Source organism: uncultured Streptomyces sp., assembly GCF_947488945.1.
Classification (GTDB): Bacteria; Actinomycetota; Actinomycetes; order Streptomycetales; family Streptomycetaceae; genus Streptomyces.
The window spans coordinates 102,527-129,173 of sequence record NZ_CANLBS010000010.1 but is presented as its reverse complement, the minus strand read 5'-3'; the positions used below and the strand labels follow the sequence as shown (position 1 = coordinate 129,173).

Annotated in this window: 7 protein-coding genes; 4 read left to right on the top strand and 3 right to left on the bottom strand. The window is 74.9% G+C overall.

Going from position 1 to position 26,647, the window contains the following annotated elements; translation table 11 throughout:
- Positions 1 to 306: 306 nt before the first annotated feature.
- Entirely contained in the window at positions 307 to 14,787 is a 14,481-nt protein-coding gene (locus tag Q0994_RS18015; RefSeq protein WP_299535912.1) for a non-ribosomal peptide synthetase, read from the top strand.
- On the top strand, positions 14,784 to 22,331 hold the full coding sequence (locus tag Q0994_RS18010) for a non-ribosomal peptide synthetase (protein ID WP_299535910.1): 7,548 nt from the start codon (positions 14,784 to 14,786) through the stop codon (positions 22,329 to 22,331). The genes Q0994_RS18015 and Q0994_RS18010 overlap by 4 nt, the downstream gene beginning before the upstream one ends.
- An 84-nt stretch (positions 22,332 to 22,415) precedes the next feature.
- Here the strand turns inward: Q0994_RS18010 and Q0994_RS18005 are convergent, their stop codons facing one another.
- Complete coding sequence (locus Q0994_RS18005) at positions 22,416 to 23,321, bottom strand: NAD-dependent protein deacetylase (protein WP_299535908.1); 906 nt, start codon at positions 23,319 to 23,321, stop codon at positions 22,416 to 22,418.
- Positions 23,322 to 23,405: 84 nt separating this feature from the next.
- Between Q0994_RS18005 and Q0994_RS18000 the strand changes: the two genes are divergently transcribed.
- Both Q0994_RS18000 and Q0994_RS17995 read left to right on the top strand, forming a co-directional pair.
- The gene (locus tag Q0994_RS18000; RefSeq protein WP_299535905.1) at positions 23,406 to 23,678 is read left to right on the top strand and encodes a DUF3253 domain-containing protein; all 273 of its coding nucleotides are present in this window, start codon (positions 23,406 to 23,408) and stop codon (positions 23,676 to 23,678) included.
- A gap of 103 nt (positions 23,679 to 23,781) precedes the next feature.
- On the top strand, positions 23,782 to 24,648 hold the full coding sequence (locus Q0994_RS17995; RefSeq protein WP_299535903.1) for an AraC family transcriptional regulator: 867 nt from the start codon (positions 23,782 to 23,784) through the stop codon (positions 24,646 to 24,648).
- A 96-nt stretch (positions 24,649 to 24,744) separates the two neighbouring features.
- Here Q0994_RS17995 and tatA read toward each other — a convergent pair whose 3' ends face one another.
- Both tatA and proP read right to left on the bottom strand, forming a co-directional pair.
- Entirely contained in the window at positions 24,745 to 24,981 is a 237-nt protein-coding gene (gene tatA / locus Q0994_RS17990) for a Sec-independent protein translocase subunit TatA (RefSeq protein ID WP_299535900.1), read from the bottom strand.
- A gap of 153 nt (positions 24,982 to 25,134) precedes the next feature.
- Positions 25,135 to 26,640, bottom strand: coding sequence for a glycine betaine/L-proline transporter ProP (proP, locus tag Q0994_RS17985; RefSeq protein ID WP_299536226.1), 1,506 nt, complete (start codon positions 26,638 to 26,640; stop codon positions 25,135 to 25,137).
- Positions 26,641 to 26,647 lie beyond the last annotated feature (7 nt).

The following is a 26,647-nucleotide window of genomic DNA, read 5'->3' as shown; positions in this document are numbered from 1 at the left end:
AGACAGAACCGATCAAAAATTGTCAGACACTGATCGAGAATCGCCAGAAGAATTCATTTTGGCTTCTGTGTCTCTCTTTTCGGCCGGGCCGCATCGCGCCCCGGCTTCTCCACGCGAATTCGGCCCCGCCTCCCTTGGTGCGGCTGGAACCGAAGGCGATGTCCCGGCGGCGCAGGACGCTCGGGCGCCACGAAGGCCATTCGCTCCCGAAGGGCCTCCCCCGACGCGTCCTTCGCGCCCGCGCGGCCGGTTTCCGCCTGCCTTCTTCGTCGTCCCCGGAAAATCTCCTCGAAGGTGTGCACTGGCATGCAGGAAAACGAATTCCCCTCGGTTACCGCTGCTCCCGAAGAGCTCCTCGACCTGACCGGCGCGCAGCAGGGCGTCTGGTACGGGCAGGCGGTCGATCCGGACAGTCCGAAATACAACATCGGAGAATGCTTCGAGATTCGGGGCGACCTCGACCCGGACGTGTTCGCCGCCGCGCTCGACCGCGCCGCCGTCCTGTGCGACAGCCTCAACCTGGAGTTCGTCGCCACGGACGGCGCGGTCCGGCAACGGGTCGCCCCCCGCCCGCGGCGGGCCGTCGGTCGGCTCCTGCGGGTCGACCTCTCCGGTGAGGCCGACCCCGCCGCCGCCGCCGAACGCTACATGGCCGACGACATGGCAGCCGTCGACCGGCTCGACGCACCGCGCCACCACTTCGCGCTGCTGCGGCTCGGTGACCGCTCGCACCTCTGGTACGCACGTTTCCACCACATAGCCGTCGACGGCCTCGGCGGCGCTGTCTTCAACCGCACCGTCGCCGACCTCTACGCACGCGCGCTGCGCGGCGAAGACCTCGCACACCTCGAACTGCCCGCCGCTCCGCTCGCCGACCTGGTCGCCGACGAAACGGCCCACCGCGCCTCCGACCGCCACGAGGCCGACCGGTCCTACTGGAACGACAAGTTCGCCGACCGTGCGACGGCGGGCGACCGGGGGTCGGGCGCCGCGCCGCTCATCCGCAGACGGACCGACGCCGCGGCCCCGGCCGTCGCGGCGGAACTGCGGCTCCACACCGGCGAAACGCTGCCCGTGCACGTCATGGACGACCTGCGCCGGCTCGCGGCCGGCAGCCGCACCAGCTGGACCGCCGTGCTGGTGGGCGCCGTCGCCGCCTACGTCGGACGGATCACCGGGACGTCGGACGTCACCGTGGGTCTCGCCTCCAACGGCCGGCACGGCGGGCTGAGACACATCGTCGGCATGACCGCCAACATCCTTCCCCTACGCCTCACCCTCACGGCCGACATGACGATCGACGCCCTCGTCCGTGCCGTCGCCGCCGAGATGCGCGGCGCCCTGCGCCACCGCCGCTTCTCCCGCGAACAACTGGCCCGTGAGCTGAGCATGGCCGACGGCGCGGCCCGCCTGACCGACGTCGTCGTCAACATCATGGGCTACGAGTACGACCTCGACCTCGCCGGGACGCCCGCCCGCTCCCGCGTGCTGTCCATCGGCCCGGTCGACGACGTGTCCCTCTTCGTCGCCGAACGGTCCGAGGGCACCGGACCGCAGATCGGGTTCGACGCCGACCCGGACCTCTACCACCCCGACGACGTGCGGGCGCACCAGCAGGCGCTCGCGTCCTTCCTCTCGGCGCTGGCCGCCGCGGACGGCGGCACCCCGCTGCGCGACGTGCCGGTGCTCGACCGGGCGACGGCCGAAGGACTGCTCGCGCGGGGGCGGGGCGCCGCGCTGCCCGCCGGGACGCTCGGCACGGGACTGCCCGAGGCGTTCGCCGGCCAGGCCCGCCGGACGCCGGACGCCCCGGCCGTGACCGACGGCGCCGTCACCCTCTCCTACGCGGAACTGGCCCGGACCGCGCGTGCTCTGTCCGAGGCGTTGACCGGCTGGGGCGTCACCGCCGAGGACGGTGTCGGTGTGATGGTCGGCCGCGGCGCCGCCACGGTTACCGCCACGCTGGCAGCGGTCGGCGCGGGCGCCGCCTACGTACCCATGGACCCGGCCTGGCCCGCCGAGCGCCTGCGCCGGGTGGCGGACGTCGCGGGCGTCCGCGCCCTGGTGGTCGACGAGACCACCGCCGACCGGCCCTGGGTGAAGGAGACCGCCGCGCTCCTCCCGGTGATCGTCGTCGACGGCTCCGGCGGCGTCAGACGCGGTGCCCCGCCGCGTCCGGGGCCGTTGCCGACGGCGTGGCACGGCGACCGCCTCGCCTACGTGATGTTCACCTCCGGCTCCACCGGCACGCCCAAGGGCGTCGGCGTCACCCACAGCGACGTCCTCGCCCTGGCCGCCGACACCACCTGGGCGGGCGGCGCCAGTGACGCGGTGCTGCTGCACTCGGCGTACGTGTTCGACGCCTCCACCTACGAGATCTGGGTCCCGCTCCTGAACGGCGGCCGAGTGGTCGTCGCGCCGGACGGCGTCCTGGAGCCGCGTGTCCTGGCCGACACGGTGCGCCGTCACGGAGTGACCGCGCTCTTCCTCACCACCGCGCTGTTCAACGTGGTGGCGGAGGAGGACCCGGCCGCGTTCGCGCCCCTGCGGCTGGTCGCCGCGGGCGGCGAGGCCGCCACGCCGGGACTGATGCAGCGGGTGGCCGCCGCGGCGCCGGACACGCGGGTCCTGCACGTCTACGGCCCCACCGAGACCACCACGTTCGCCGCACGCCATCCCGTGTCGGCCGCCGCCCCGGGCGTGCCGCCCATCGGCCGGCCCCTGGACGGGATGCGCCTGTACGTCCTCGACGCCTCGCTCGGCCCGGTGCCCGACAGCGTGGTGGGGGAGCTGTACGTGGCGGGCCACGGTGTCGCCCGCGGATACCTGGACCGCCCCGGACCGACCGCGACCCGGTTCGTCGCCGACCCCCACGGCCCGCGCGGCAGCAGAATGTACCGCACCGGTGACCTGGTGCGCCGGGCCCCGGGCGGGGACATCGAGTACGTCGGGCGCGTGGACGGGCAGATCAAGCTGCGGGGGTTCCGCATCGAGCCCGCCGAGATCGAGAACACCCTGCTCGCCGATCCCGGTGTGCGCGCCGCGTGCGTCCTGCTCCGGGAGGACGTGCCCGGCGACCGCAGGCTCGTCGCCTACGTCGTGCCCGTCCCCGGCGCCCGGCCGGACGAGGCCGCCCTCGCCCGCCGCACCGCACGCGCGCTGCCCTCCTACCTGGTGCCCTCCACGTTCGTCCTCCTCGACGCGCTGCCCCTCACCCCCAACGGCAAGACCGACCGCCGCGCCCTGCCCGCGCCGCGGGTAGCCGCCCCCTCGGGCCGGGCCCCGCGCACGGCCCACGAAGCCGTCCTGGCCGGCCTGTTCGCCGACGTGCTCGGTCTGGAATCCGTCGGCGTCGAGGACAACTTCTTCTCCCTCGGTGGCCACTCCCTGCTCGCCACCCGGCTCACCGCACGGGCCCGCGCCGCCCTCGGGGCCGAACTCGACCTGCGCACCCTCTTCGACCACCCCACCGTCGCCGCCCTGGCCGCCGTCGTCGACACCGCGGGAGCGGCCAGGCCCGCCCTCGTCCCGCAGCCGCGGCCCGACGTGCTGCCGCTCTCCTCGGCGCAGCAACGCCTGTGGTTCCTCAACCGTGTCGAGGGACCCGCTGCCACCTACAACGTGCCCTTCGTCCTCGGACTCGACGGCCCCCTCGACCCGCACGCCCTGCGGGGCGCCCTGGCCGACGTCGTGGTCCGGCACGAGAGTCTGCGGACCGTCCTGGCCGAACGCGACGGCGTGGCCCGGCAGGAGGTGCTCGGCGCCGAGGCCGCGGCCTCGCTCGTCCCCCTCGTCGTCGAGCACGGCCCGTCGGACGGAACCGCCGACGCCTGGGCGGAGGAAACGATCCGCCGACTGACGGCCGTTCCCTTCGACCTGACCGGCGAAGCTGCGGTCCGCGCCCATCTGCTCCGGCTCGGCGACGCCCGCCACGTCCTTGTCGTGGTCCTCCACCACGTCGTCGCCGACGGCTGGTCCCTCGCCCCGCTCAGTCGCGACCTCGGCGCCGCCTACCGGGCCCGGACCACCGGCTCGGACCGCCCCGACTGGCCCGAACTGCGGGTGCAGTACGCCGACTACACCCTGTGGCAGCGCCGACTGCTCGGCGACGACGGCGACCCGGAGAGCCTGGCCGCCCGTCAGCTCGCCTTCTGGCGCGAAGCGCTCCGCGGCGCCCCGGACCTGCTCGACACGGGGCACGACCGGCCCCGGCCGGCGGTACCGAGCCACCGGGGCGACACCGTCCCCTTCGCCCTGCCCGCCGACGTCCACCGCACGCTCACGCGGCTCGCCCGGACCGCGGGATGCACCCCCTTCATGGTGCTCCAGGCGGCCCTGGCCGTGACACTGCACGCCCACGGCGCGGGCACCGACATCCCGCTCGGGACCGCGGTGGCCGGCCGCACCGACGAGGGCCTGGACGATCTGGTCGGGTTCTTCGTCAACACGCTCGTGCTGCGCACGGACGTGTCCGGTGACCCGACCTTCCGGGAACTGCTGCACCGGGTGAAGGAGTTCGACGTCGCCGCCTTCGGCAACGGCGACCTCCCCTTCGAGCGGCTGGTGGAGGCGCTCAATCCCGAGCGCTCCGGCGACCACCACCCGCTGTTCCAGACGATGCTGGTCCTCCAGAACCAGGACCGGGCGGCGCTCGACCTGCCCGGCATCACCGTCCACGACCGCTCCCGCCACACCGGCATCAGCAAGTTCGACCTGACGTTCTCGCTGACCGAGCTGACCGAGCTGACCGAGCTGACCGAGCTGACCGAGCTGACCGAGCTGACCGAGCTGACCGACCTGACCGGCCCGGACGCGCTGACCGCCGCGCCCGCGTCCCCGACGGGACCCGCCGGCATCGGCGGGTACCTGGAGTACGCCACCGACCTGTTCGACGCCGCCACCGCCCATGCGCTGAGCACCCGTTTCGCCCGCATCCTCACCCAGGCCGTCACCCACCCCGACCTGCCCGTCGGCGACCTCGACCCGCTCGCCCCCGGTGAGCGGGACCGCCTGCTCGACACGGGACGCGGCGCCCGGGCGCCGCTGCCCGGCCGGACCGCCCCCGAGGCGATCGTGGAACAGGCCGCGCGCACCCCCCGGGCGATCGCCGTGCGCGACGCCCGCACCAGCCTCAGCTACGCCGAACTGGCCGCCCGCTCCGAGGCGCTCGCCCACGTCCTGCGCGAGCGCGGGGCGGGCCCCGGAACGCGGGTGGCCGTCGCCGCTCCTCCGTCCGTGCACACCGTCGTCGCCCTGCTGGCCGTGCTGCGCTCCGGCGCCGCCTGCGTGCCCGTCGACCCCGGGTACCCGGCGGCCCGCGTCCGGCACATGCTCGACGACGCCCGCCCGGTGCTGCTGCTCACCACCGCCGCCGCGGGCGCGGAGCTTCCCGCCGGCGAGCTGCCGCGCATCGCCCTCGACGACCCCGCGGCGGTCCGCCCCACCGGCCCGGTCGTGCCCCTGGACCCGCCCCGCCCCGTGGACCCCGCCTGCGTCATCTACACCTCCGGCTCCACGGGCCGCCCCAAGGGCGTGGTGGTCGCGCACCTGGGCCTCGCCAACCACATGGCCTGGATGGGCCGGTATCTGGACCTGTCCCCGCGGGACCGGGTCCTCGCCCGGACCTCCACCAGCTTCGACGCCTCGCTGTGGGAACTCCTCCTGCCGCTCATGAACGGCGCCGAGGTCTGCGTCCTGCCCCAGGGAGCCAACCGGGAGCCCCGGGCACTCGTCTCCTGGATGCACCGCTTCGGCGTCACCGTCGCCCAGTTCGTCCCCTCGCACCTGACGCTCGTACTGGCCGAAGCCGCCGACGCCGCGCCCCTCCCGGACCTGCGCGCCGTCCTGTGCGGCGGCGAACCGCTGTCGCGCCCGCTCGCCGACGACGTCGCCCGCCGGTGGGGGGCCGAGGTGCACAACCTCTACGGACCCACCGAGACGACCATCGACGCGACCGCCCACCGGGTCACCGGACCCGCCCGGCCGGACGGACCCGACACCGGCCCGCAGCCCGACTCCGTGCCGGTCGGCCGTCCCGTCGACACCATGCGCGCCTACGTCCTCGACGGGCGGCTGCGGCCCGTGCCGCCCGGCGTCACAGGCGAGCTCTACCTGTCCGGACCCAACCTGGCCCTCGGCTACCTGGAGCGCGGGAGCCTGACGGCCGCGCGGTTCGTCGCCGACCCGTTCGACGCGCCCGGCACCCGCATGTACCGGACCGGTGACCTCGTACGCTGGAGGGCGGACGGGCTGCTCGACTACGTGGCTCGCGCCGACGACCAGGTCAAACTCCGCGGCTTCCGCATCGAGCTGGGCGAGGTGGAGGCGGCGCTCGCGGCCATCGCCGGGGTCACGGCCGCCTGTGCCGTGATCCGCGAGGACGTCCCCGGCCGTCCGCGCCTGGTGGCCTACGCGGCGGCAGGCGACCCCGCCCCCCGCCCCGAGGCCCTGCGCGACGCCCTCGCCGAGACACTCCCGCACTTCATGGTGCCCGGTGCCGTCGTCGTCCTGGACGCGCTCCCGCTGCTGCCCAACGGCAAGGTGGACCGGCGGGCCCTGCCGGAGCCAGGACCGGGCGCCGACGCTCCGGTCGGCACCGGGCCGCGCACCCTCGCCGAGGACCTGCTCGCCGGGATCTTCGCCGACGTGCTCGACCGCCCCTTCGTGGGTCCTCACGAGAGCTTCTTCGACCTCGGAGGCCACTCGCTGCTCGCGATGCGCGTCGTCAGCCGCATCCGCGCCGTCCTCGGCGTGGAGACGGCGGTACGCACCCTCTTCGAGCACCCGACCGTGACCGCGCTCGCCCGGGTCCTCGACGCCCCCGGCCGGTCCCGTCCGCCGGTGGTGCCCGTGCGGACGCGGCCCGATCCGCTGCCGCTGTCCTTCGCCCAGCGACGCCTGTGGTTCCTCGACCGGCTCGAAGGGCCCGGCTCCGCCTACCACATCCCGCTCGTCCTCGAACTCGGCGGCGCGCTGGACGCGGACGCGCTGCGCGCCGCGCTGGGCGACGTCGTGGCACGACACGAGGCACTGCGCACGGTGTTCCCCGAACAGGACGGTGTGCCGCGGCAGTCGGTGCTCCCCGCCGGCCTCGCCGCGCCCGACCTGCCCGTGGTGCCCACGCCGCCCGGAGACCTGGAGGCGGCCGTCCTGGCCGCCGTGCACGAACCCTTCGACGTGACGGCCGAACCTCCCCTGCGCGCCCTGCTGTTGCGCCCCGCGCCCGACCGCCACGTGCTCGTCCTCGTCCTCCACCACATCGCGGCCGACGGATGGTCCCTCGCCCCGCTCGCCCGCCACCTCGGCGACGCCTACCGGGCCCGGCTGGCGGGCCGGGAGTTCCGCCCGACGGGCGCCGGCACGCCGCTCCAGTACGCCGACTACACCCTCTGGCAGCACACCGTCCTCGGTGAAGACGACGGCGGCGACGCGCGGGGAGAGGGCCCCGGCGACACCCCGCACGGCGTGCTGCGGCAGCAGCTCGACCACTGGCACACCGCACTCGCCGGCCTGCCCGGACTGATCGATCTGCCGCTGGACCGGCCGCGCCCGGCCACCGTCGACCCGCACGGCGCCGTCCACGCCTTCGAGGTGCCGCCCGCCCTGCACGCCCGGCTGCTGCGCCTGGCGAGGGAGTCGGGAAGCAGCCTCTTCATGGTGGTCCAGGCGGCGGTCGCCACCCTGCTGCACCGGCACGGCGCCGGCGACGACATCCCGCTCGGCACCCCGGTGGCCGGCCGGACCGACGAGGCCCTGGAAGACCTGGTCGGCCTCTTCGTCAACACCCTCGTGCTGCGCACGGACCTCTCCGGCAACCCCACCTTCGCCGAACTGCTCGGGCGCGTGCGGGGATTCGACCTGGCCGCCTACGCGCACCAGGACGTGCCCTTCGAGCGTCTGGTGGAGAGCGTCAACCCGGTGCGGGCCCGCGACCACCACCCGCTGTTCCAGACCATGCTGGTCCTCCAGAACCAGGAGACCGCCCGCCCCGACCTGCCCGGCCTCACCGTCGAGGACCGGCTCGTCCACAACGGCCTGAGCAAGTTCGACCTCACCTTCGCCTTCACCGAGGAGCCGGGCGGCGGCGGGCTCGCCGCGGGCGTCGAGTACGCCACCGCCCTCTTCGACCGGACGACCGTCGAGACCCTCGCGGCCCGTCTGGTCCGTCTTCTGGAACTGGTGGCCGCCGACTCCACCCGTCCCCTCTCGCGCTACGACCTCATGACGCCCGACGAGCACGTCCACGTCACCCGCTGGGGCACCGGACGTGAACTTCCCGCTGCCTCCGCCGCCACCACCCTGCCCGCCCTCTTCGCCGACCGGGCCCGTCGCACCCCGCACGCCACGGCCGTCGTCGAGGACGCCACCGTGCTCACGTACGCCGAACTCGACCGGCTGTCCGCGGACCTCGCCGCCGCACTGGCGGGCCACGGCGCCGGGGCCGAACGCGGGGTCGGTGTGCTGATCGGCAGATCCCCGGCCGTGGTGACGGCGACGCTCGGCGCCGTCCGCGCGGCCGCCGCCTACGTCCCGCTGGACACGCGCTGGCCCGAGGAGCGCCTCGCGCAGGTCGTCGCGGCGGCGTCCGTGTGCGTCCTCGTCGTGGACGAAGACGCCCTGACCGACCCCCGGGTGGCCGCCGCGGCCGGCCGGACCCCGGTCGTGGTCGTCGACCGGCTCGGCCGGATCGTGCGCGGCGCCCCCGCCGCACCCGGCGTTCCGGCGCGGGTGCCGGGCGCCGACGCCCTCGCCTACGTCATGTTCACCTCCGGCTCCACCGGTCTGCCCAAGGGCGTCGGCGTCACCCACGCCGACGTCACGGCGCTCGCCTCCGACACGGCGTGGCGGGACGGCGCCGCCGACGCGGTGCTGATGCACAGCGCGTACGTCTTCGACGCCTCGACGTTCGAGATCTGGGTCCCGCTCCTGAACGGCGGCCGGATCGTCGTCGCGCCGGACGGCGTGCTGGAGGCCCACACCCTGGACCGGTCCGTCCGTGACCACGGCGTCACCGCGGTCTTCCTCACGACGGCCCTCTTCAACGTGATCGCCGAGACGGACCCCCGCGCCTTCACGGGTCTGCGCCTGGTCTGCGCGGGCGGGGAACTCGCCTCCCCGGACGCGATGCAGCGCGTGGCGGACACCGCGTACGGGACGCGCGTCCTGCACGTGTACGGACCGACCGAGACCACCACCTTCGCCACCCGCCACCCCGTGACGGCCGGGCTGCCGTCCGGACCGCCGCCCATCGGCCGCCCGCTGGACGGCATGCGCCTGTACGTCCTCGACGGTTCCCTGGAGCAGGTCCCGCCCGGGGTCGTGGGCGAGTTGTACCTCGCCGGACGCGGCGTGGCCCGCGGGTACACCGGGCTGCCGGGCCTGACGGCCGCGCGGTTCGTCGCCGACCCCTTCGGCCCGGCGGGCGGGCGCATGTACCGCACCGGCGACCTGGTCCGCTGGACCGGCGACGGCCATATCGCCTACGTCGCCCGCGCGGACGGCCAGGTGAAGCTGCGCGGCTACCGCGTCGAACTCGGCGAGATCGAGGCCGCTCTCGCCTCCTGCGAGGACGTGGCCGACTCCTTCGCCGTCGTCACCGAGGACGCCCCGGACGACCGGCGGCTGGTGGCATACGTGGTGCCCGCCGCCGGCGCCCGCCCCGACGCCGCCGGGCTCGCCCGTGCCCTCGGCCGGACCCTGCCCGCCTATCTGGTGCCCTCCGCGTTCGTGCTGCTCGACGCGCTGCCCCTGACCGTCAACGGCAAGGTCGACCGCGCCGCCCTGCCGGACCCCGCCCGGCACGCACCGGGCCGGGGACGCGCACCGCGCACCGCCCGCGAGGAGATCCTCTGCGGGCTCTTCGCCGGCGTACTCGGCCTGGAGGCCGCCGGAGTCGACGACGACTTCTTCGCCCGCGGCGGCCACTCCCTGCTCGCCACCCGGCTGGCGGCCCGCATCCGGACCGCGCTCGCCGTGGAGGTCCAGGTCAGGACGGTCTTCGAGCACCCCACCCCGGCGGCCCTCGCCGCCGCACTGGACACGGCGGAAGGGGCCAGGACCCCGCTGGAGCGCACCCCGGTCCGACCCGACCCGCTGCCGCTCTCCTACGCGCAGCAACGCCTGTGGTTCCTCAACCGGTTCGAGGGCCCCAGCGCCACCTACAACGTGCCGCTCGTGCTGCGCCTGGACGGTTTCCTGGACGTGGACGCCCTGGAACACGCCCTGGTGGACGTCGTCCACCGGCACGAGAGCCTGCGCACCGTCTTCCCCGACACCGGCGGCGTCGCGCGGCAGGTCGTCCTCGACGCCTCCGCCGCGGACCTCGACCTGACCCCGCTCGACACCTATCCGGACCGCCTGGACGACGTGCTGACCGCCCAGGTCGCGCACCCCTTCGACATCGGCGTCGAACTCCCCGTCCGCGCCCGGCTGGTACGGCTCGGGGCACGGGCCCACGTCCTCGTGCTGGTCGTCCACCACATCGCCGGCGACGGCTGGTCCCTGGCACCGCTCGCCCGCGACCTGGCCGAGGCCTACCGGGCACGCGTCGCGGGCGAGGAGCCCTCCTGGCGGGAGCCGGACGTCCAGTACGCCGACTACACCCTGTGGCAGCGCGCGCTGCTGGGGGACGAAAGCGACCCGACGAGCCGTGCGGCCCGCCAACTCGACCACTGGAGGGACGCGTTGGCAGGATCACCCGAACTGCTCGACCTGCCGTACGACCGGCCCCGGCCCGCCGTCATGCTCCACCGCGGCGACGCGGTCCCCTTCACCGTCGACGCGGAGACCCACCGGGCCCTCACCGGCCTCGCCCGCGCCCGCGGATGCAGCCTGTTCATGGTGCTCCAGGCGGCCGTCTCGGTGCTGCTCTCCCGGCACGGCGCGGGCGACGACATCCCGCTCGGGACCGCCGTCGCCGGCCGCACCGACGAGGCCCTCGACGACCTGGTCGGCTTCTTCGTCAACACCCTCGTCCTGCGCACCGACCTCACCGGTGATCCCACCTTCGCCGACGTGCTCGACCGGGTGCGGGAGTTCGACCTGGCGGCCTACGCCCACCAGGACGTGCCGTTCGAAAGGCTGGTGGACTCCCTCAGCCCCGCACGGGCCCAGAACCACCATCCGCTCTTCCAGACCATGCTCGTCCTGCAGAACCAGGAGGAGGCCACGATCGAACTGCCGGGCCTCGCCGTCGCCGAACAGCCCGTCCGTACCGGCATCAGCAAGTTCGACCTCACCTTCACCTTCACCGAGAGGCAGGACGACGGAGCCCGGCCCGCGGGACTCGACGCGACCCTGGAGTACTCCACCGAACTCTTCGCGGACCCCACGGCGCACGCGCTGACGGCCCGGCTGACCCGGCTGCTGTCCGCCTTCGCCGCCGACCCCGCCCAGCGCGTCCACGCCACGCAGGTGATGGAAACCGGCGAGGCGCGGCGCCTGGACCGACTGGCACGCGGCCCGGTCACCCCCGTGCCCCGCCCCACCGCTCCCGACGCCTTCCGCGCGCAGTGCGCCCGCACCCCCGAGGCGACCGCGGTGTCCGACGGCGAACGCCTCCTCACCTTCGGCGCGCTCGACCTGCTGTCGGACGACCTGGCCCACCACCTGCGCGACCGGGGCATCGGCCGCGGCGACCTCGTCGCCGTCGCCCTGGAGGGGACCGCCGACCAGAGCGTCGCGATGCTGGCGGTCGCCAAGGCCGGGGCCGCCTGCCTGCCCCTCGACCTGGACTACCCCGAGGCCCGCGTCGCCCACATGCTCGCCGACGCGCGTCCGGCGCTGCTCCTCACCCACGGCGCGGAACGCGCCGCACGCGTGGCCGGGTCCGTGCCCCGTCTCTCCCTCGACGACCGGGCCCGCTGGTCCACCGGACGCGCGGGGCCGCCGGCGCCCGGCCCCGACCCGCGCGACGCCGCGTACGTCATCTACACCTCCGGCTCCACCGGCCGCCCCAAGGGAGTCGTCGTCACCCACGCCTCCCTGACCAACCACATGGCGTGGATGGCCGGCCACCTCACCCTCACGGGGGACGACCGGGTGCTCGCCCGCACCTCGCCCAGCTTCGACGCCTCGGTCTGGGAGACCTGGCTGCCCCTCCTGCACGGCGGCGCCACCTGCCCCGTGCCGCCCGCCCTCAACCACGACCCCGCCGGACTGCTCGCGCACATGCGGCGGGTCGGCGTGACCGTCGCCCAGTTCGTCCCCTCGCACCTGCGGGTCGTCCTCGACGAGGCAGACGGACACCGGCCGCCCGCCACCCTGCGGGCCGTCCTGTGCGGCGGCGAGCCGCTGACGACGTCCCTGGCGGAGCGGACCCGCACGGCCTGGCGGGTCGAGGTGCACAACCTCTACGGCCCGACCGAGACCACCATCGACGCCACCGCCCACCACCACCGGCGCCCCGCCAAGGGGGCCCCGGCGGGGGAGGGGACGGTGCCCATCGGCACCCCGGTCGACAACACCCGTGCCTACGTCCTCGACCGCGGCCTGCTGCCCGTCCCGCCCGGCGTCACCGGAGAGCTCTACGTCGCGGGCGACGGACTGGCACGCGGCTACCTCGGCCGGCCGGGGCTCACCGCGGCCCGGTTCGTCGCCGACCCGTACGGCCCCGCCGGAAGCCGTATGTACCGCACCGGGGACCTCGTCCGGCGCGGCGCCCGCGGGCTGCTCACCTACGTCTCCCGCGCGGACGACCAGGTCAAGCTGCACGGTTTCCGCATCGAACCGGGCGAGGTGGAGGCCGCGCTCACCGCACTCGACGGCGTCGCCGCCGCCTGCGTCCTCGTCCGCGAGGACCGGCCGGGCGAACGCCGGCTGGTCGCCTACACCGTCCCCGACCGGCGCGCGGGCACCGCGGTCCCCGACACCGCCGCGCTGCGCGCCCGGCTCACCGCCTCGCTGCCGCCGTACATGGTCCCCGCCGTGTTCGTGGAACTCGACGGCCTGCCGGTACTGCCCAACGGCAAGACCGACCGGGCCGCGCTGCCGGCCCCCGGACGCCCGGAGGCCGGCGGCCCCGGCGGACGGCCCCGCAACGCGCGGGAAGAAGTCGTGTGCGAGGTGTTCGCCGCCGTCCTGGGCGTCGCCGACGTCCGCACCGACGACGACTTCTTCGCCCTCGGCGGCGACAGCATCCTCTCCATCCAGCTCGTGAGCCGCCTCCGCGAAGCCGGCCTCGGGGTCACCCCGAGAGACGTCTTCACGCACCGCACGCCCGAAGCCGTCGCCGCCGCCGCCACCGGGCCCGTACCCGTCGCCGAGGAGCCGGACGGGGAGAACACCGGGGTCATGGAACCGACCCCGATAGCCGCCCGGTTCCTGGAGGGACCGGGCCCTTCGGACGGTTACAACCAGTCCGCCGTGCTGCGTACCCCGGCCGGCGCGGACACCGGGTCTCTGGCCGCCGCCCTCCAACTGGTCCTCGACCACCACGACACCCTGCGCCTGCGAACCCTCCGGTCGCCCGAAGGACAGGCGCAGTTGGAAGTGCTCCCGCCCGGCGCCGTGGACGCCGCCACCCGCCTCACCCGCCTCGACGTCCGGGGCCTGGCCGCCACCGCCCTGCGGGCGGCCGTCACCTCCGCGGGCGACGAGGCCCGCCGACGGCTCGCCCCCGCGGACGGACGCGTCGTCGAAGCAGTCTGGTGCGACGCCGGACCGGACGAACGGGGACGACTGCTCCTGGTCGTCCACCACCTCGCCGTCGACTCGGTCTCCTGGCGCATCCTCGCCGCGGACCTCGCCATCGCCTGGCGGGCCGTCACCGTCGACCCGACGGCCACCCTGCCGGCCGTCGGCACCTCCTACCGCCGCTGGTCACGGCTCCTGGCCGCGGAGGCCCGCACCCCCGCCCGCGAGGCGGAGCTGCCGCGGTGGGAGAGCGTCTCGGCCACCCCCGACCCGCAGCTCGGACACCGTCCGCTCGATCCCGCCCTGGACATCGCCGGACGGACGCGCACCCTGACCACCCGGCTCCCCGCAGACTGGACGAAACCCCTGCTGACCACCGTCCCCGCCGCCTTCCACGCGGGGGTGGACGACGTCCTGCTCACCGGCTTCGCGCTGGCGGTCTCCTCCTGGCGCGCGGAACGGGCCGGCCGGGCCGGGGACACCGCCGTCCTGCTCGACCTGGAGGGCCACGGCCGCGAGCAGATCGCCGCCCACGTCGACCTGTCCCGCACGGTCGGCTGGTTCACCAGCCTCTACCCCGTGCGACTGGACGCCGGCCCCCTCGACGCCCGCGACCCCGGACGCTTCGACGCCGCACTCGTCGAAAGCGCACTCAAACGGGTCAAGGAACAACTGCGGACCGTCCCCGACCACGGCATCGGCCACGGCCTGCTGCGCCACCTCAACCCGGCGGCGCGCCACCGGCTCTCGCAGGCCCCCGACCCCCAGATCGGCTTCAACTACCTCGGCCGTTTCACCGGATCGCGCGAGGCCCGCGGGGGCGCGGGCGCCGACTGGGACGTCGTGCTCGACGCCGGAGGGCCGAGCGGCCAGGACCCGCGGATGCCCGTGCACCACGTGATCGACGTCAACGCCCACACCGAGGAACTGCCGGACGGACCGCACCTGGTCACCCGGTGGACCTGGCCCCCCGACCTCCTCGGCCACGAGGACGTGGAGGCGCTGTCCGAGGCGTTCACCCGCGCCCTGCGGGTGCTCGCCGAACACGCCGGGAACCACGGGGCGGGTGGCTGGACGCCCTCCGACCTCCCCCTGGTCCAGCTCGACCAGGCCCAGCTCGACCGACTGCAGAACAAGTGGGGTGGACGCAAGTGACCGGGTTCCGACTGGAAGACGTACTGCCGCTGACACCGCTCCAGGCGGGGATGCTGTTCCACGCGCTGTACGACTCCGAGGCGGTGGACGTCTACACCGCGCAGTTCGCCTTCGACCTCGAAGGGCACGTCGACGTCCCCGCGCTGCGGGCCGCCGTCGCCGCCCTGCTGGGGCGGCACGCGAACCTGCGGGCCGGGTTCCTCCACGAGGACCTGGACGAACCCGTGCAGGCGGTGGCCGCCGAGGTGCCCACGCCGCTGGAGGAGCGCGACCTGACCCGCGCGGACGGCGACGCCACGACCGGGCAGCGCCTCACCGCGTTCCTCGCCGCCGACCGGGTCCGGCGCTTCGACCTCACCACCCCGCCGCTGATGAGGTTCACCCTGCTGCGCACCGCGCCGCGGCGCGCCACGCTCGTCATGACGAGCCATCACCTGCTCCTCGACGGCTGGTCGATGCCCCTGCTCGTACGCGAACTCTTCGAGCTGTACGCCCGAGGGGGCGACGACGGCACCCTGCCGCGCGTCACCCCGTACCGCACCTATCTCGGGTGGCTGGCCCAGCAGGACCGCCCCGCCGCCCTGTCCGCCTGGCGCACCGCACTGGCGGGGATCGAAGGGCCGACCCTGCTGGCCGGCCGCGCCGCCGACGGAGCGGCACCCGGGGCAGGCGAACTGCCGGACACCCTCGTCCTCGAACTGGACGCGGCCACGACCGGCCGCCTGCGCGCGACGGCCCGCGCCCACCGCATCACCCTCAACACGGTGGTGCAGGGCGCCTGGGGGCTGCTGCTGGCCGCTCTCACCGGACGCCGGGACGTCGTGTTCGGAACCACCGTGTCCGGCCGGCCGCCGGAGATTCCCGGCATCGAGACGATGGTCGGCCTGTTCATCAACACCGTCCCGGTACGGCTGCGCCCGGAGCCCGGCGAGAGCGTGGCGGCACTCCTGACCCGGCTCCAGGAGGAACAGGGCCGGCTCCTCGGCAGCCAGCACGTCGGCCTGACCGAGATACGCGCCACCACCGGCCTGGACGAACTCTTCGACACCCTCACCGTGTTCGAGAACTACCCGATGGACGCCGAGGCCCTGCGCACCGCCCAGCAAGGGCTGCCCGGACTCGCCGTCACCGGATTCAGCGGCACGGACGCGGCCCACTACCCCCTCACCCTCACCGTCGCCCCCGGCGACACCCTGAAGATCACCTTCGGCTACCGGGCCTCCGTCTTCGACCGCGGCACCACGGCCGGCACGGCCGCCCGACTGCGCGGGCTGCTCACGGCGATGGCCGAGGACCTGGAGCGTCCGGCGGACACCGTTCCCGTGCTCCTGGAGGGGGAACAGGACACCCTTCTCGCCCTGGGGCGCGGCGCCGGACCGGCTCCGCACGGCACCAGCCTCCCGGAGACCGTCGCCCGGCGGGCGGCACGCCACCCCGACGCGGTGGCCGTCGCCGGACCGGCGCAGGTGCTGACGTACCGGCAACTGTGCGCGGCGTCGGACGCTCTGGCCGGGACGCTGGTCGGTGCGGGCGCGGGAGCCGAGGACGGAATCGGCATCCTGCTGGGCCGTTCGGCGGCCCAGGTCACCGCCCCCCTGGCGGCCCTGCGGGCGGGTGCGGCCTACGTGCCCCTCGATCCGAGCTGGCCCGCCGAGCGCCTCGACCGGGTCGCCGAAGCGGCCGCCCTCCGGGTGCTGATCGTCGACGCGACCACCCGGACGCACCCCTGGGTGCGCGCCCTCGGGCCCGGCACGTCCGTGGTGACCGTCGACACCGGGGGCCGGCCCCGCGAGGAGACCCCGCTCCCCGTCGGACCGCTGCCCGCCGTCACGGGCCAAGACCGTCTCGCGTACATCATGTTCACCTCCGGCTCCACCGGTCTGCCCAAGGCGGTCGGCGTCACCCACGCCGACGTCGCCGCCCTCGCCGCCGACCACCGGTGGGGCGACGGGGCGGCCGACACCGTGCTGATGCACTCCGCGTACGCCTTCGACGCCTCCACCTTCGAGATCTGGGCGCCCCTGTGCAACGGCGGCCGCGTCGTCGTCGCCCCCGAGGGCGCCCTGCAGCCCGCCGTGCTCCGCGACGCCGTCGCCCGCCACGGAGTGACGGCGGCGTTCCTGACGACCGGCCTGTTCAACGCCGTCGCCGAGACCGACCCCGACGCCCTCGGACTGCTGCGCCTGGTCGCCTCCGGCGGCGAGGCGGCCGCTCCCGACGTCCTCCAGCGCCTCGCCGCCGCCCACCCCGGCACCCGGTTCCTGAACGTCTACGGGCCCACCGAGACCACCACCTTCGCCACCGCCCACCACGTGCGGCCCGACGCCCCCGGCGGCGTGGCACCGCTGGGGGAGCCGCTCGACGGCGTGCGCGTGTACGTCCTGGACACGGCGCTGCGCCCGGCGCCCGCCGGCGCCGAGGGCGAGCTGTACGTCGCCGGGCCCGGTGTCGCACGCGGCTACCTGGGCCGTCCCGGCCTCACCGCGAGCCGCTTCGTCGCCGACCCCTTCGCGGGGGACGGGACGCGCATGTACCGCACCGGCGACCTGGTCCGCCGGGACGCCGACGGATCCCTGCACTACGTCGCACGGGCCGACCAGCAGATCAAACTGCGCGGCCACCGCATCGAGCCCGCCGAGATCGAGGCGGTGCTCCTCACCGACCCCTCCGTGCGCGCCGCCTGCGTCCTGGTCAGGGAGGACCTGCCCGGCGACCGCACCCTCACCGCCTACGTCGTCCCCGCACCCGGCCACACCCCGGACCCCGCCCGGCTGACCGCCCACGTCGGACGCCGGCTGCCCGCCCCCATGGTGCCGAGCCTCGTCCAGACGCTCGACGCGCTGCCGCTGACGCCCAACGGCAAAGTCGACCGGGCCGCCCTGCCCGCACCCGCCGGCCCCCGGCCCACCGGAGGCAGGCCGCCGCGCGACGGCCGCGAGGAGATCCTCGCCGGGCTGTTCGCCGACGTCCTCGGCGTGGCCCGGGTCGGCGTCGACGACAACTTCTTCGCCCTCGGCGGCCACTCCCTGCTCGCCACCCGCCTCGCCGGCCGCGTCCGCGCCGCGCTCGGCACCGAGACCGACATCCGCACCCTCTTCGACCACCCGACGGTCGCCTCGCTCGCCGCCGTCCTGGAGGGCGCCGCCCGGCCCGTGCGCCCCGCACTCGTCCCGCAGGAGCGGCCCTCCGCGCTGCCGCTGTCGCACGCCCAGCGGCGCCTGTGGTTCCTGCACCGGCTGGAAGGCCCCTCCGCCACCTACCACATCCCCTTCGCCGTACGCCTGGACGGCGCACTCGACACGGACGCGCTGCGCCGGGCCGTGCGGGACGTCGTCGACCGGCACGCCGCGCTGCGCACCGTGTTCCCCGAGACCGACGGCGGTCCGTGCCAGCACGTCACGGCGACCGACGACGTCCGCCTCCCCTTCGTCCTCGAAACCGTCGACGAGGACAAGCTGGCCGACCGGATCACCGCCGCCGCCACGGAGCCGATCGACGTCGAACAGCGCATCCCGCTCCGGGCGACCCTGCTGCGCACGGCCCCGCACACCCACGTCCTGGTCCTGGTGATCCACCACATCGCCGCGGACGGCTCGTCACTGGCGCCCCTCGGCCGGGACCTCGCCACCGCCTACCGCGCCCGTGCCGAGGGCCGGGCACCCACCTGGGCCCCCCTCCCCGTCGACTACGCCGACCACACGCTCTGGCAGCACCGCCTGCTCGGCGACGACCGCGACCCCGACAGTCTCCTGACGCGCCAACTCGCCCACTGGCGAACAGCGTTGCAAGGCCTCCCGGAGGTGATCGACCTGCCGTGGGACCGCCCGCGCCCCGCCGTGCCCCGGCACACCGGCGCCACCCACGACTTCGCCCTGGACCGCACCACCGCCCGCGGCGTCGCGGGCCTCGCCCGCGCCACCGGGAGCAGCGTCTTCATGGTCCTCCAGGCCGCGCTGGCGGTCGTGCTGCAACGGCACGGGGCCGGCGACGACATCCCCCTGGGCACCGCGGTCGCCGGCCGGACCGACGAGGCCGCCTCCGACCTGGTCGGTCTCTTCGTGAACACCCTCGTCCTGCGCACCGACCTGTCGGGTGATCCCACCTTCAGCGAACTCCTCGGCAGGGTGAAGGACTTCGACCTCTCCGCCTACGCCCACCAGGACGTCCCCTTCGAGCACCTGGTGGAACTCCTCAACCCCGCCCGCTCGCAGAACCACCATCCGCTCTTCCAGACCATGCTGGTGCTCCAGAACCACACACCCGCCACCGCCCTCGACCTCCCCGGCCTCACTGCCACCGGCCTCCCGGTCGACCCCCGCGTGGCCAAGTTCGACCTCTCGTTCACCTTCACCGAGACCTTCGACACCACCGGCGCGCCCGACGGCATGACCGCCTCGGTCGACTACGCGACGGAACTCTTCGACGCCGGGACCGTCCGCGACCTCGCGGGCAGGCTCGTCCTGCTGCTCGCCGCCGTCTGCGCCGACCCGGACCGCCCGCTGCACGGCCACGACGTGCTCACCGCCGCCGAACACACCCGTATCCGCGCGTGGGGGACCGGCCCGGCTCCGGAACAGGCCGCGGCGACCGTCCCGGCCCTCCTCGCGCAACGGGTCCGGCGGACGCCGGACGCCCCGGCGGTCCGCGACGCGACCACCACCCTCAGCTACGCGGAACTCGCCCGGCGCGCCGACGCCCTCGCCCGCCGGCTCACCGCGCTGGGGGCGGGCCCCGAGGACCGGATCGCCGTGGCGCTGCCCCGCACCCACGAACTCGTCGTCGCCCTCCTCGGCGTCCTCGCGGCCGGCGCGGCCTACGTACCGCTCGACCCCGACTACCCGGCGGAGCGGTTGTCGTACATGATCGAGGACGCCCGGCCGCGTCTCCTGCTGACCACGTCCGACGTCCACCGCCGCCTCCCCGGGACCGACGTGCCCCACCTCCACCTGGACGTCCCCGCAGACGCGTTCTCGCCCGGACCCGCGGCGGCCGTCCTTCCGGAGCATCCGGCGTACGTCATCTACACCTCGGGCTCCACCGGCCGCCCCAAGGGCGTCGTGGTCACCCACCGGGGCGTCGCCGCCATGGCAGGGACCCAGAGCGGCCGCCTGAGCGCCGGACCGGGAAGCCGTGTCCTGCACATGGCCTCGGTCAGCTTCGACGCCGCGTTCTGGGAGCTGTGCATGGGGGTGCTCTCGGGCGCCTGCCTGGAGATCGACGGGCGCGACGCCCTCATGCCCGGCCCCACCCTCGCCGCCCTGGTGCGCGAGCGGGGCGTCACCCACCTCACGCTGCCGCCCGCCGTCCTCGCCGTGATGCCGCCCGAGTCGCTCCCCGCCGGGACCACGATCGTCCTCGCCGGTGAGGCGTGCACCCCGGCCCTGGTCCGCGACTGGGCGCGCGACCGCGACGTCGTCAACGCCTACGGCCCCACCGAGACGACGGTCTGCGCCACCATGAGCGCCTTCCAGCACGCCGCCGGGCCCCTGGCCCCGGAGCGCACCGTGCCCATCGGCGTCCCCGTCGACGGCACCCGCGTCCAGGTCCTGGACGACCGGCTCGCCCCCGTCCCGCCCGGAGTCGTCGGCGAGCTGTACGTGTCCGGCGAGGGCGTCGCCCGCGGCTACCACGGCCGCCCCGGGCTGACCGCCTCCCGCTTCGTGGCCGACCCCTCCGACCGTGCCGGCGGCCGCATGTACCGCACCGGCGACCTGGCCCGGTGGACCCCGGACGGCGAACTCGTCTACGTCTCGCGCGTCGACGACCAGGTCAAACTGCGCGGCTTCCGGATCGAACCGGGCGAGATCGAGGCCCTGCTCACCGCCCTGCCGGGCATCGCCGCCGCGTGCGCCGTCGTCCGCGAGGACCGGCCCGGCGACCGCCGCCTGGTCGCCTACCTCGTTCCCGCGGAAGGCGCGACCGCCCCGGACGACACCGAGGTGCGGGCCCGGCTCGCCGCCGCCCTGCCCGCCCACATGGTCCCCGCCGTCCTCGTACGCCTGGGCGCCCTGCCCCTCACGCCCAACGGCAAGACCGACCGCCGCGCCCTGCCCGCACCCGGCCGGCCCGCGCCGTCCGGCGGCGTCGCACCGCGCACCGCCCGGGAGCGGACGCTGTGCGAGGTGTTCGCCCAGACCCTCGGCGTCCCGGAGGTGGGCGTCACCGACGACTTCTTCGCCCTCGGCGGCCACTCGCTGCTCGCCGTGACCCTGGCCCGCCGCATCGGCGAGCGGTGCGGCCGGCGCCCCTCGCTGCGCGCCCTGTTCGCCGCGCCGACGGTCCAGGGCGTCGACCGCCTCCTGCGCGGCACGCCGGGGCAGGAGCCCCTTCCGGACGCCGCCGGACCCGATCTCGCCGCCGAGGTCAGACTGGCACCCGAGATCTCCCGCCGGCACCACACGGTGCCGGAGCCCGCCCGGAGGCCCGCCCGACCCGCCCCCCGACCCTTCCTCACCGGGGCGTCGGGCTTCCTCGGCGCCTTCCTGCTGCGCGACCTCATCGAGGCCACCGGCGGCCCCGTCGACTGCCTCGTCCGGGCCGGGGACGCCCGGAGCGCGGCCGACCGGCTGCGCGCCAACCTGGAACGCTACGGCCTGTGGCACCCCCGGTACGCCGACCTGGTCCGGCCCGTCCCCGGCGACCTCGCCGCTCCCGGCCTCGGCCTGTCCCCCGAGGACCGGGCTGCCCTGGTCCGGCGCCTCGGCCCCGTCCTGCACAACGGCGCACGCGTCAACTTCGCGGCCGGATACGCGGAGTTGCGCGCCCCCAACGTGGCCGGCACCGAAGAGCTCCTGCGCCTGCTCGCCGAATCGGCTTCCCCCGGCATGCACTACGTCTCGACCACCAGCGTCTACGCCCCCGTCTCCGGTCCCGGTGCCGGGCCCGTCACCGAGCAGACCCCGACCGGACCGGCGCCCGACCTGCCCGACGGGTACGCCCGCAGCAAGTGGGTCGCCGAAGGGCTCGTGTCCCTGGCCCGCGAACGAGGCCTGCCGGTCACCGTCCACCGCCCCGGACGCATCAGCGGGGACACCACCACCGGAGCCTGCCAGGACCGCGACCTGCTGTGGCAGCTCGTCAAGGGCTGCCTCCAGGCCGGCGCCGTCCCGGACCTCCCGCACGGGTCGACGGACTGGGTCCCCGTGAACCACGTCTCCAGGGCGGTCGTGGCGCTCTTCACGTCCCGCCCGGCCGGATCGGAGACGTACCACTTCACCCACCCCGAGGCGCCGGGCCTGGACCGCGTGTTCGAGGTGGCCGCGCGGCTGGGCCACGACCTGCGCACCGTCCCGGCCGACCACTGGCGGACCCTCGTCGCGGCGCAGCGGGACAACGCCGCCCAGCTGTTCCTCGGCGACGCGTCGCCGGCCGCCCAGGGACCCGCACACCACCGGGCCTTCGACTCCAGCAGGACGGCCGCGGCCGTCGAAGCGCTGGGCGTGCGCCTGCCGCCACTGACCGACGACACCCTCACCCGCTACCTCACGTACTTCCACCGCACGGGCTTCCTGCCCGTGCCGGGGGGAGCCCGTGCCCGGACATAGCCCCCACCGGTCCCGGACGGCCCGCTCCGGCCGTCCGGGACCGGGTCACGGCACCGCGGGGGATCTGCCGGGAGGGGGACCGGATCACCCCTTGGCCGGCGCCCCGCCGTCCAGACCGACGCCCAGCCGTTCCGCCACCGCGGTCAGGGTCTTCCCCAGCGGGAGCGCGACGCGGGTGACGGCGTGCCGGTCGCCGCGAGTCGCGTCCCGGTTCACGATCAGCACCGGAGTGCCCGCCTGGTCCGCCTGGCGCACGAACCGCAACCCGGACATCACCGTCAGCGACGATCCGAGGACGAGCACCGAAGCCGCCCCCCGGACCAGCTCCCGGCACTCCTCGACCCGCGCCGGCGGCACCGACTCGCCGAAGAAGACCACGTCCGGCTTGAGGACGCCGCCACAGACCGTGCAGGGCACCACGTGGAAGTCCCCGACCTGCTCGTCGGTGAGGTCCGCGTCGCCGTCCGGATTGATCCCGGCGGCCACCGGCGAGAACCCCGGATTGGCCTCCTCCAGCCGCCCGGCCAGTTCCCGGCGCGCGCTGAACGTGCCGCAGGTCAAACAGACGACCCGGTCGAGGCTCCCGTGCAACTCCACCACGCCCTGACTGCCGGCGGCCTGGTGCAGCCCGTCGACGTTCTGCGTGATCACCCCCGACAGCAGCCCGTGCCGTCCGAACGCGGCCACCGCCCGGTGCCCCGCGTTCGGCCGGGCCCGGCCGAAGGTGCGCCACCCGAGGTGGCTGCGCGCCCAGTAACGCCGCCGGGCCCGCGCGCTCGTCGTGAAGTCCTGGTACGTCATCGGGGTGTGCCGGCTCAGGCTGCCGCCGTCGCCCCGGTAGTCGGGGATGCCCGACTCCGTGGAGATGCCCGCCCCGCTCAGCACCAGCACCCCGCCCACGGCCAGTGCTTCGGCGACCGGCTCCGGGTCGGTGGTGCCCGGCGGCAGGTCCGCGGGCGGGGTCCAGCTCAGGGTGGGGCGCATACGCATGCCCCCAGGGTACGGAAACCCGCCGCGCCCGCCCGGCCCGCGCCGCGTCACCCGCCCGACGGGCACCGGTGTGAGACTGGTGGCATGACGGACACCGGACGGCGGACCGGCCGACGGCTGGAACGCACCATCCTCGAACTGCTGGACGCCCGCGCCCCGACCGCGACGATCTGCCCCTCCGACGCCGCGCGCGCGGCGTACGACGGGGACGACGACGGCTGGCGGCACCTCATGGAGCCGGCCCGCGAGGCCGCCCGCCGGCTCGTGGCCGGCGGCGAGGTGGAGATCACGCAGGGCGGCCGTGCCGTCGACCCCCGCACCGCCCGGGGCCCGATCCGCATCCGCCGCGCCCGCTGACCGCCGCACGACCCGTCCCCACCCCACCGCATCGGGCACAGGATGTCGGGTCCGGCGGGCCGGGTCCTTTCTACCGTGAGGTCCGTAAGGGAAGGAGTCCGGGATGCTGGACGGGCTGAACCAGGCCATGGAGCACATCGAGTCGCACCTCGACCGACCGATCGACGTGCCCGCGCTCGCGCGCCTCGCGACGACGTCGGAGTACCACTTCCGCCGGATGTTCTCTGCACTGGCGGGTCTTCCGCTGTCGGAGTACGTCCGGCGCAGACGGCTGACCCTCGCGGGCGCCGAGGTGCTCGCCGGCGAGCGGACGCTGCTCGACATCGCGACGCGCTACGGCTACAGCTCGGGCGAGGCGTTCGCACGGGCGTTCCGCGCCATGCACGGCGTGGGCCCCGGCGAGGCCCGGCGGACGGGTGCGGCCCTGCACTCCCAGCAACGGATGTCCTTCCGCCTCGTCGTCGAAGGGAACAGCAGCATGCGCTACCGGATCGTGGACAAGGGAGCCTTCCGGGTGGTCGGCAGGAAGGCGCGGGTACCGCTCGTCCACGAGGGCGCGAACCCCGCGATCGGCGACTTCATCCGCGGTATCGGCAAGGACACGCTGCGACGCATCGCCGCCCTGGCCGACCAGGAACCGGCGGGCATCGTCGCGGTGAGCGACCAGCTCGACCCGAGCCGGGCCGAGGGAACCGAACTCGACTACTACCACGGGGCGGTGACGGGCGCCGAGGTGCCCGAGGACATGGACGCCCTGGACGTGCCGCCCGGCGCCTGGGCCGTGTTCGAGTACTCCGGCCCCTTCCCGCAGGCGCTCCAGTACCTGTGGCGGGACGTGTTCACCGAGTGGTTCCCGTCGAACCCCTACGCCACCAGGCCCGGACCCGAGATCCTGAGCGTGCGGCTGGACGCCGACGGGAAGCGGGCCGACGCCGAGCTGTGGATCCCGGTGGAGCGGTCCGCGGCCTGACGATCCGCGGCCTGACGAAGGGCCGCGCGGGGCGGCAGCCGGGGCCGGGCACGCGTACGCGTTGCGGGAGCGCACCGCCTCGCGGCGGGCGTTCCCCTACCGGGTCTCCGCCGCGGCCGGCGCGGGGGCGGGCGGCGCGGCGTCGGCCTGCCGGGCCGCGGCGGCGGGGGTGGCTTCGCCGTCGGCCTTCATGGCACGCGCCTCGCTCTTCAGGACGCGCAGCGACTGGCCCAGCGCACGCGCGGTGTCCGGCAGCTTCTTGGACCCGAACATCACGACGACCACGACCGCCACGATCAGCAGGTGCCACGGCTCGATTCCGTTGCGGAGCATCCGACGCCTCTTCTCCTCGTTCCGGCAGCGCCGGTCATGTGCGGGGGGAGGTCCCCGCCGACCGATCGCTGCATCATGCAACTGTATCGTCGGCGGTCCGGGCCTCCCCTCCCCGGGGCCCGCGCGGCACCGGGGGCGCGCGGGCGTACCCGCTCACTCCTTGCGCCGGTCTCCGCCCCACGGATGCCGCATCCGGATCCACACGTCGCGCGCCTGCCGCCCGGCCCGCGTCCTGCTGCGGGCGACGAGGACACGGGCCTGCTCCGCGGTCTCGACCATGGGCCCGGAGCCCCGCAGGGGCTTGCCCGCCGTCTCGTGCAGGAAGAAGGTCGAGACGAGCCCGACGACGCCCGCCACCATGAGGTAGTACGCCGGGATCATCTCGTCGTCGGTCGCTTCCACCAGGGCGGAGGTGACCAGCGGGGTGGTGCCGCCGAACAGTGACACGGAGATGTTGAACGCGATCGACAGCGCGCCGTAGCGGATGCGGGTCGGGAAGAGCGCCGGGAGCGTCGAGGCGGACGTACCCGCGAAGCAGACCAGCAGCAGTCCCAGCACCGCGCAGCCGATCGCCGGCAGCAGGATCCCGCCCTCGCGGATCAGCAGGAAGGCGGGGATCGCGAAGACGATGAGCGCCACGCTCCCGGCCATGAAGACGGGACGCCGGCCCCACCGGTCCGAGGACCTGCCGACCGTGGTGATGGTCAGCACCACGAGCAGCATCGTGCCCAGCACCAGAAGCTGCGCGCTGATGTCCGGTTCGCCCAGCGTCTCGGACATGTACGTCGGCAGGTAGGAGGTCACCATGTAGTTCGTGACGTTGTAGAGCAGCACCAGGCCCATGCAGATGAGCACCGCCTGCCAGTGCCCGGTGAAGATCTCCTTGAGCCGGCCGCCGCCGGACTGCCGCGCCTCCTCGACCGGGCCGGCCGAGGACCGGGCCTCCGCCCGTACCTCCTCCTCGCGCTGGAAGGCGGGCGTCTCCTCCAGTTTCAGCCGCATGTACAGACCGATCAGACCGAGCGGCCCCGCCACGTAGAACGGGATACGCCACCCCCAGTCGGTCATCCCGTCCGTGCCCAGCACCGCCGTCAGCACGGTCACCAGGCCGGAACCCAGCGAATATCCGACGAAGGTCCCGAAGTCCAGCCAACTGCCCAGGAAACCACGCCGCTTGTCCGGGGCGTACTCCGCGATGTACGTCGTGGCGCCCGCGTACTCCCCGCCGGTCGAGAAGCCCTGCACCAGCCGGCAGACCAGCAGCAGCAATGGAGCGGCGAAGCCGACCGCGGCGTACGACGGCAGGAAACCGACGGCGAAGGTGCTCGCCGCCATCATGATCATGGTGAGCGCCAGCACTTTCTGACGCCCCACCCGGTCGCCCAGCGGACCGAACACCAGCCCGCCGAGCGGGCGCACCAGGAACGCGGCGGCGAACGTCGCGAACGTCGACACCACCTGCGCTCCCGGCGAACTCGACGGGAAGAACACCTTGCCGAGGGTGCCCGCCAGATAGGCGTAGACGCCGAAGTCGAACCACTCCATGGTGTTGCCCAGCGCCGCCGCCGTCACCGCGCGCCGCACCTTCGGCGGATCGGTGACCATCACGTCCCCGGCGGCCAGCGCCTTCTTACGACGCCGCAGCAGCGTCCGCACCATCCGGTCC

Coding starts and splice junctions, on each gene's coding strand:
- Q0994_RS17995 (WP_299535903.1), top strand. CDS start 23,782: ATGCTGGACGGGCTGAACCAGGCCATGGAGCACATCGAGTCGCACCTC.
- proP (WP_299536226.1), bottom strand. CDS start 26,640: ATGGTGCGGACGCTGCTGCGGCGTCGTAAGAAGGCGCTGGCCGCCGGG.
- Q0994_RS18015 (WP_299535912.1), top strand. CDS start 307: ATGCAGGAAAACGAATTCCCCTCGGTTACCGCTGCTCCCGAAGAGCTC.
- Q0994_RS18000 (WP_299535905.1), top strand. CDS start 23,406: ATGACGGACACCGGACGGCGGACCGGCCGACGGCTGGAACGCACCATC.
- Q0994_RS18005 (WP_299535908.1), bottom strand. CDS start 23,321: ATGCGTATGCGCCCCACCCTGAGCTGGACCCCGCCCGCGGACCTGCCG.
- tatA (WP_299535900.1), bottom strand. CDS start 24,981: ATGCTCCGCAACGGAATCGAGCCGTGGCACCTGCTGATCGTGGCGGTC.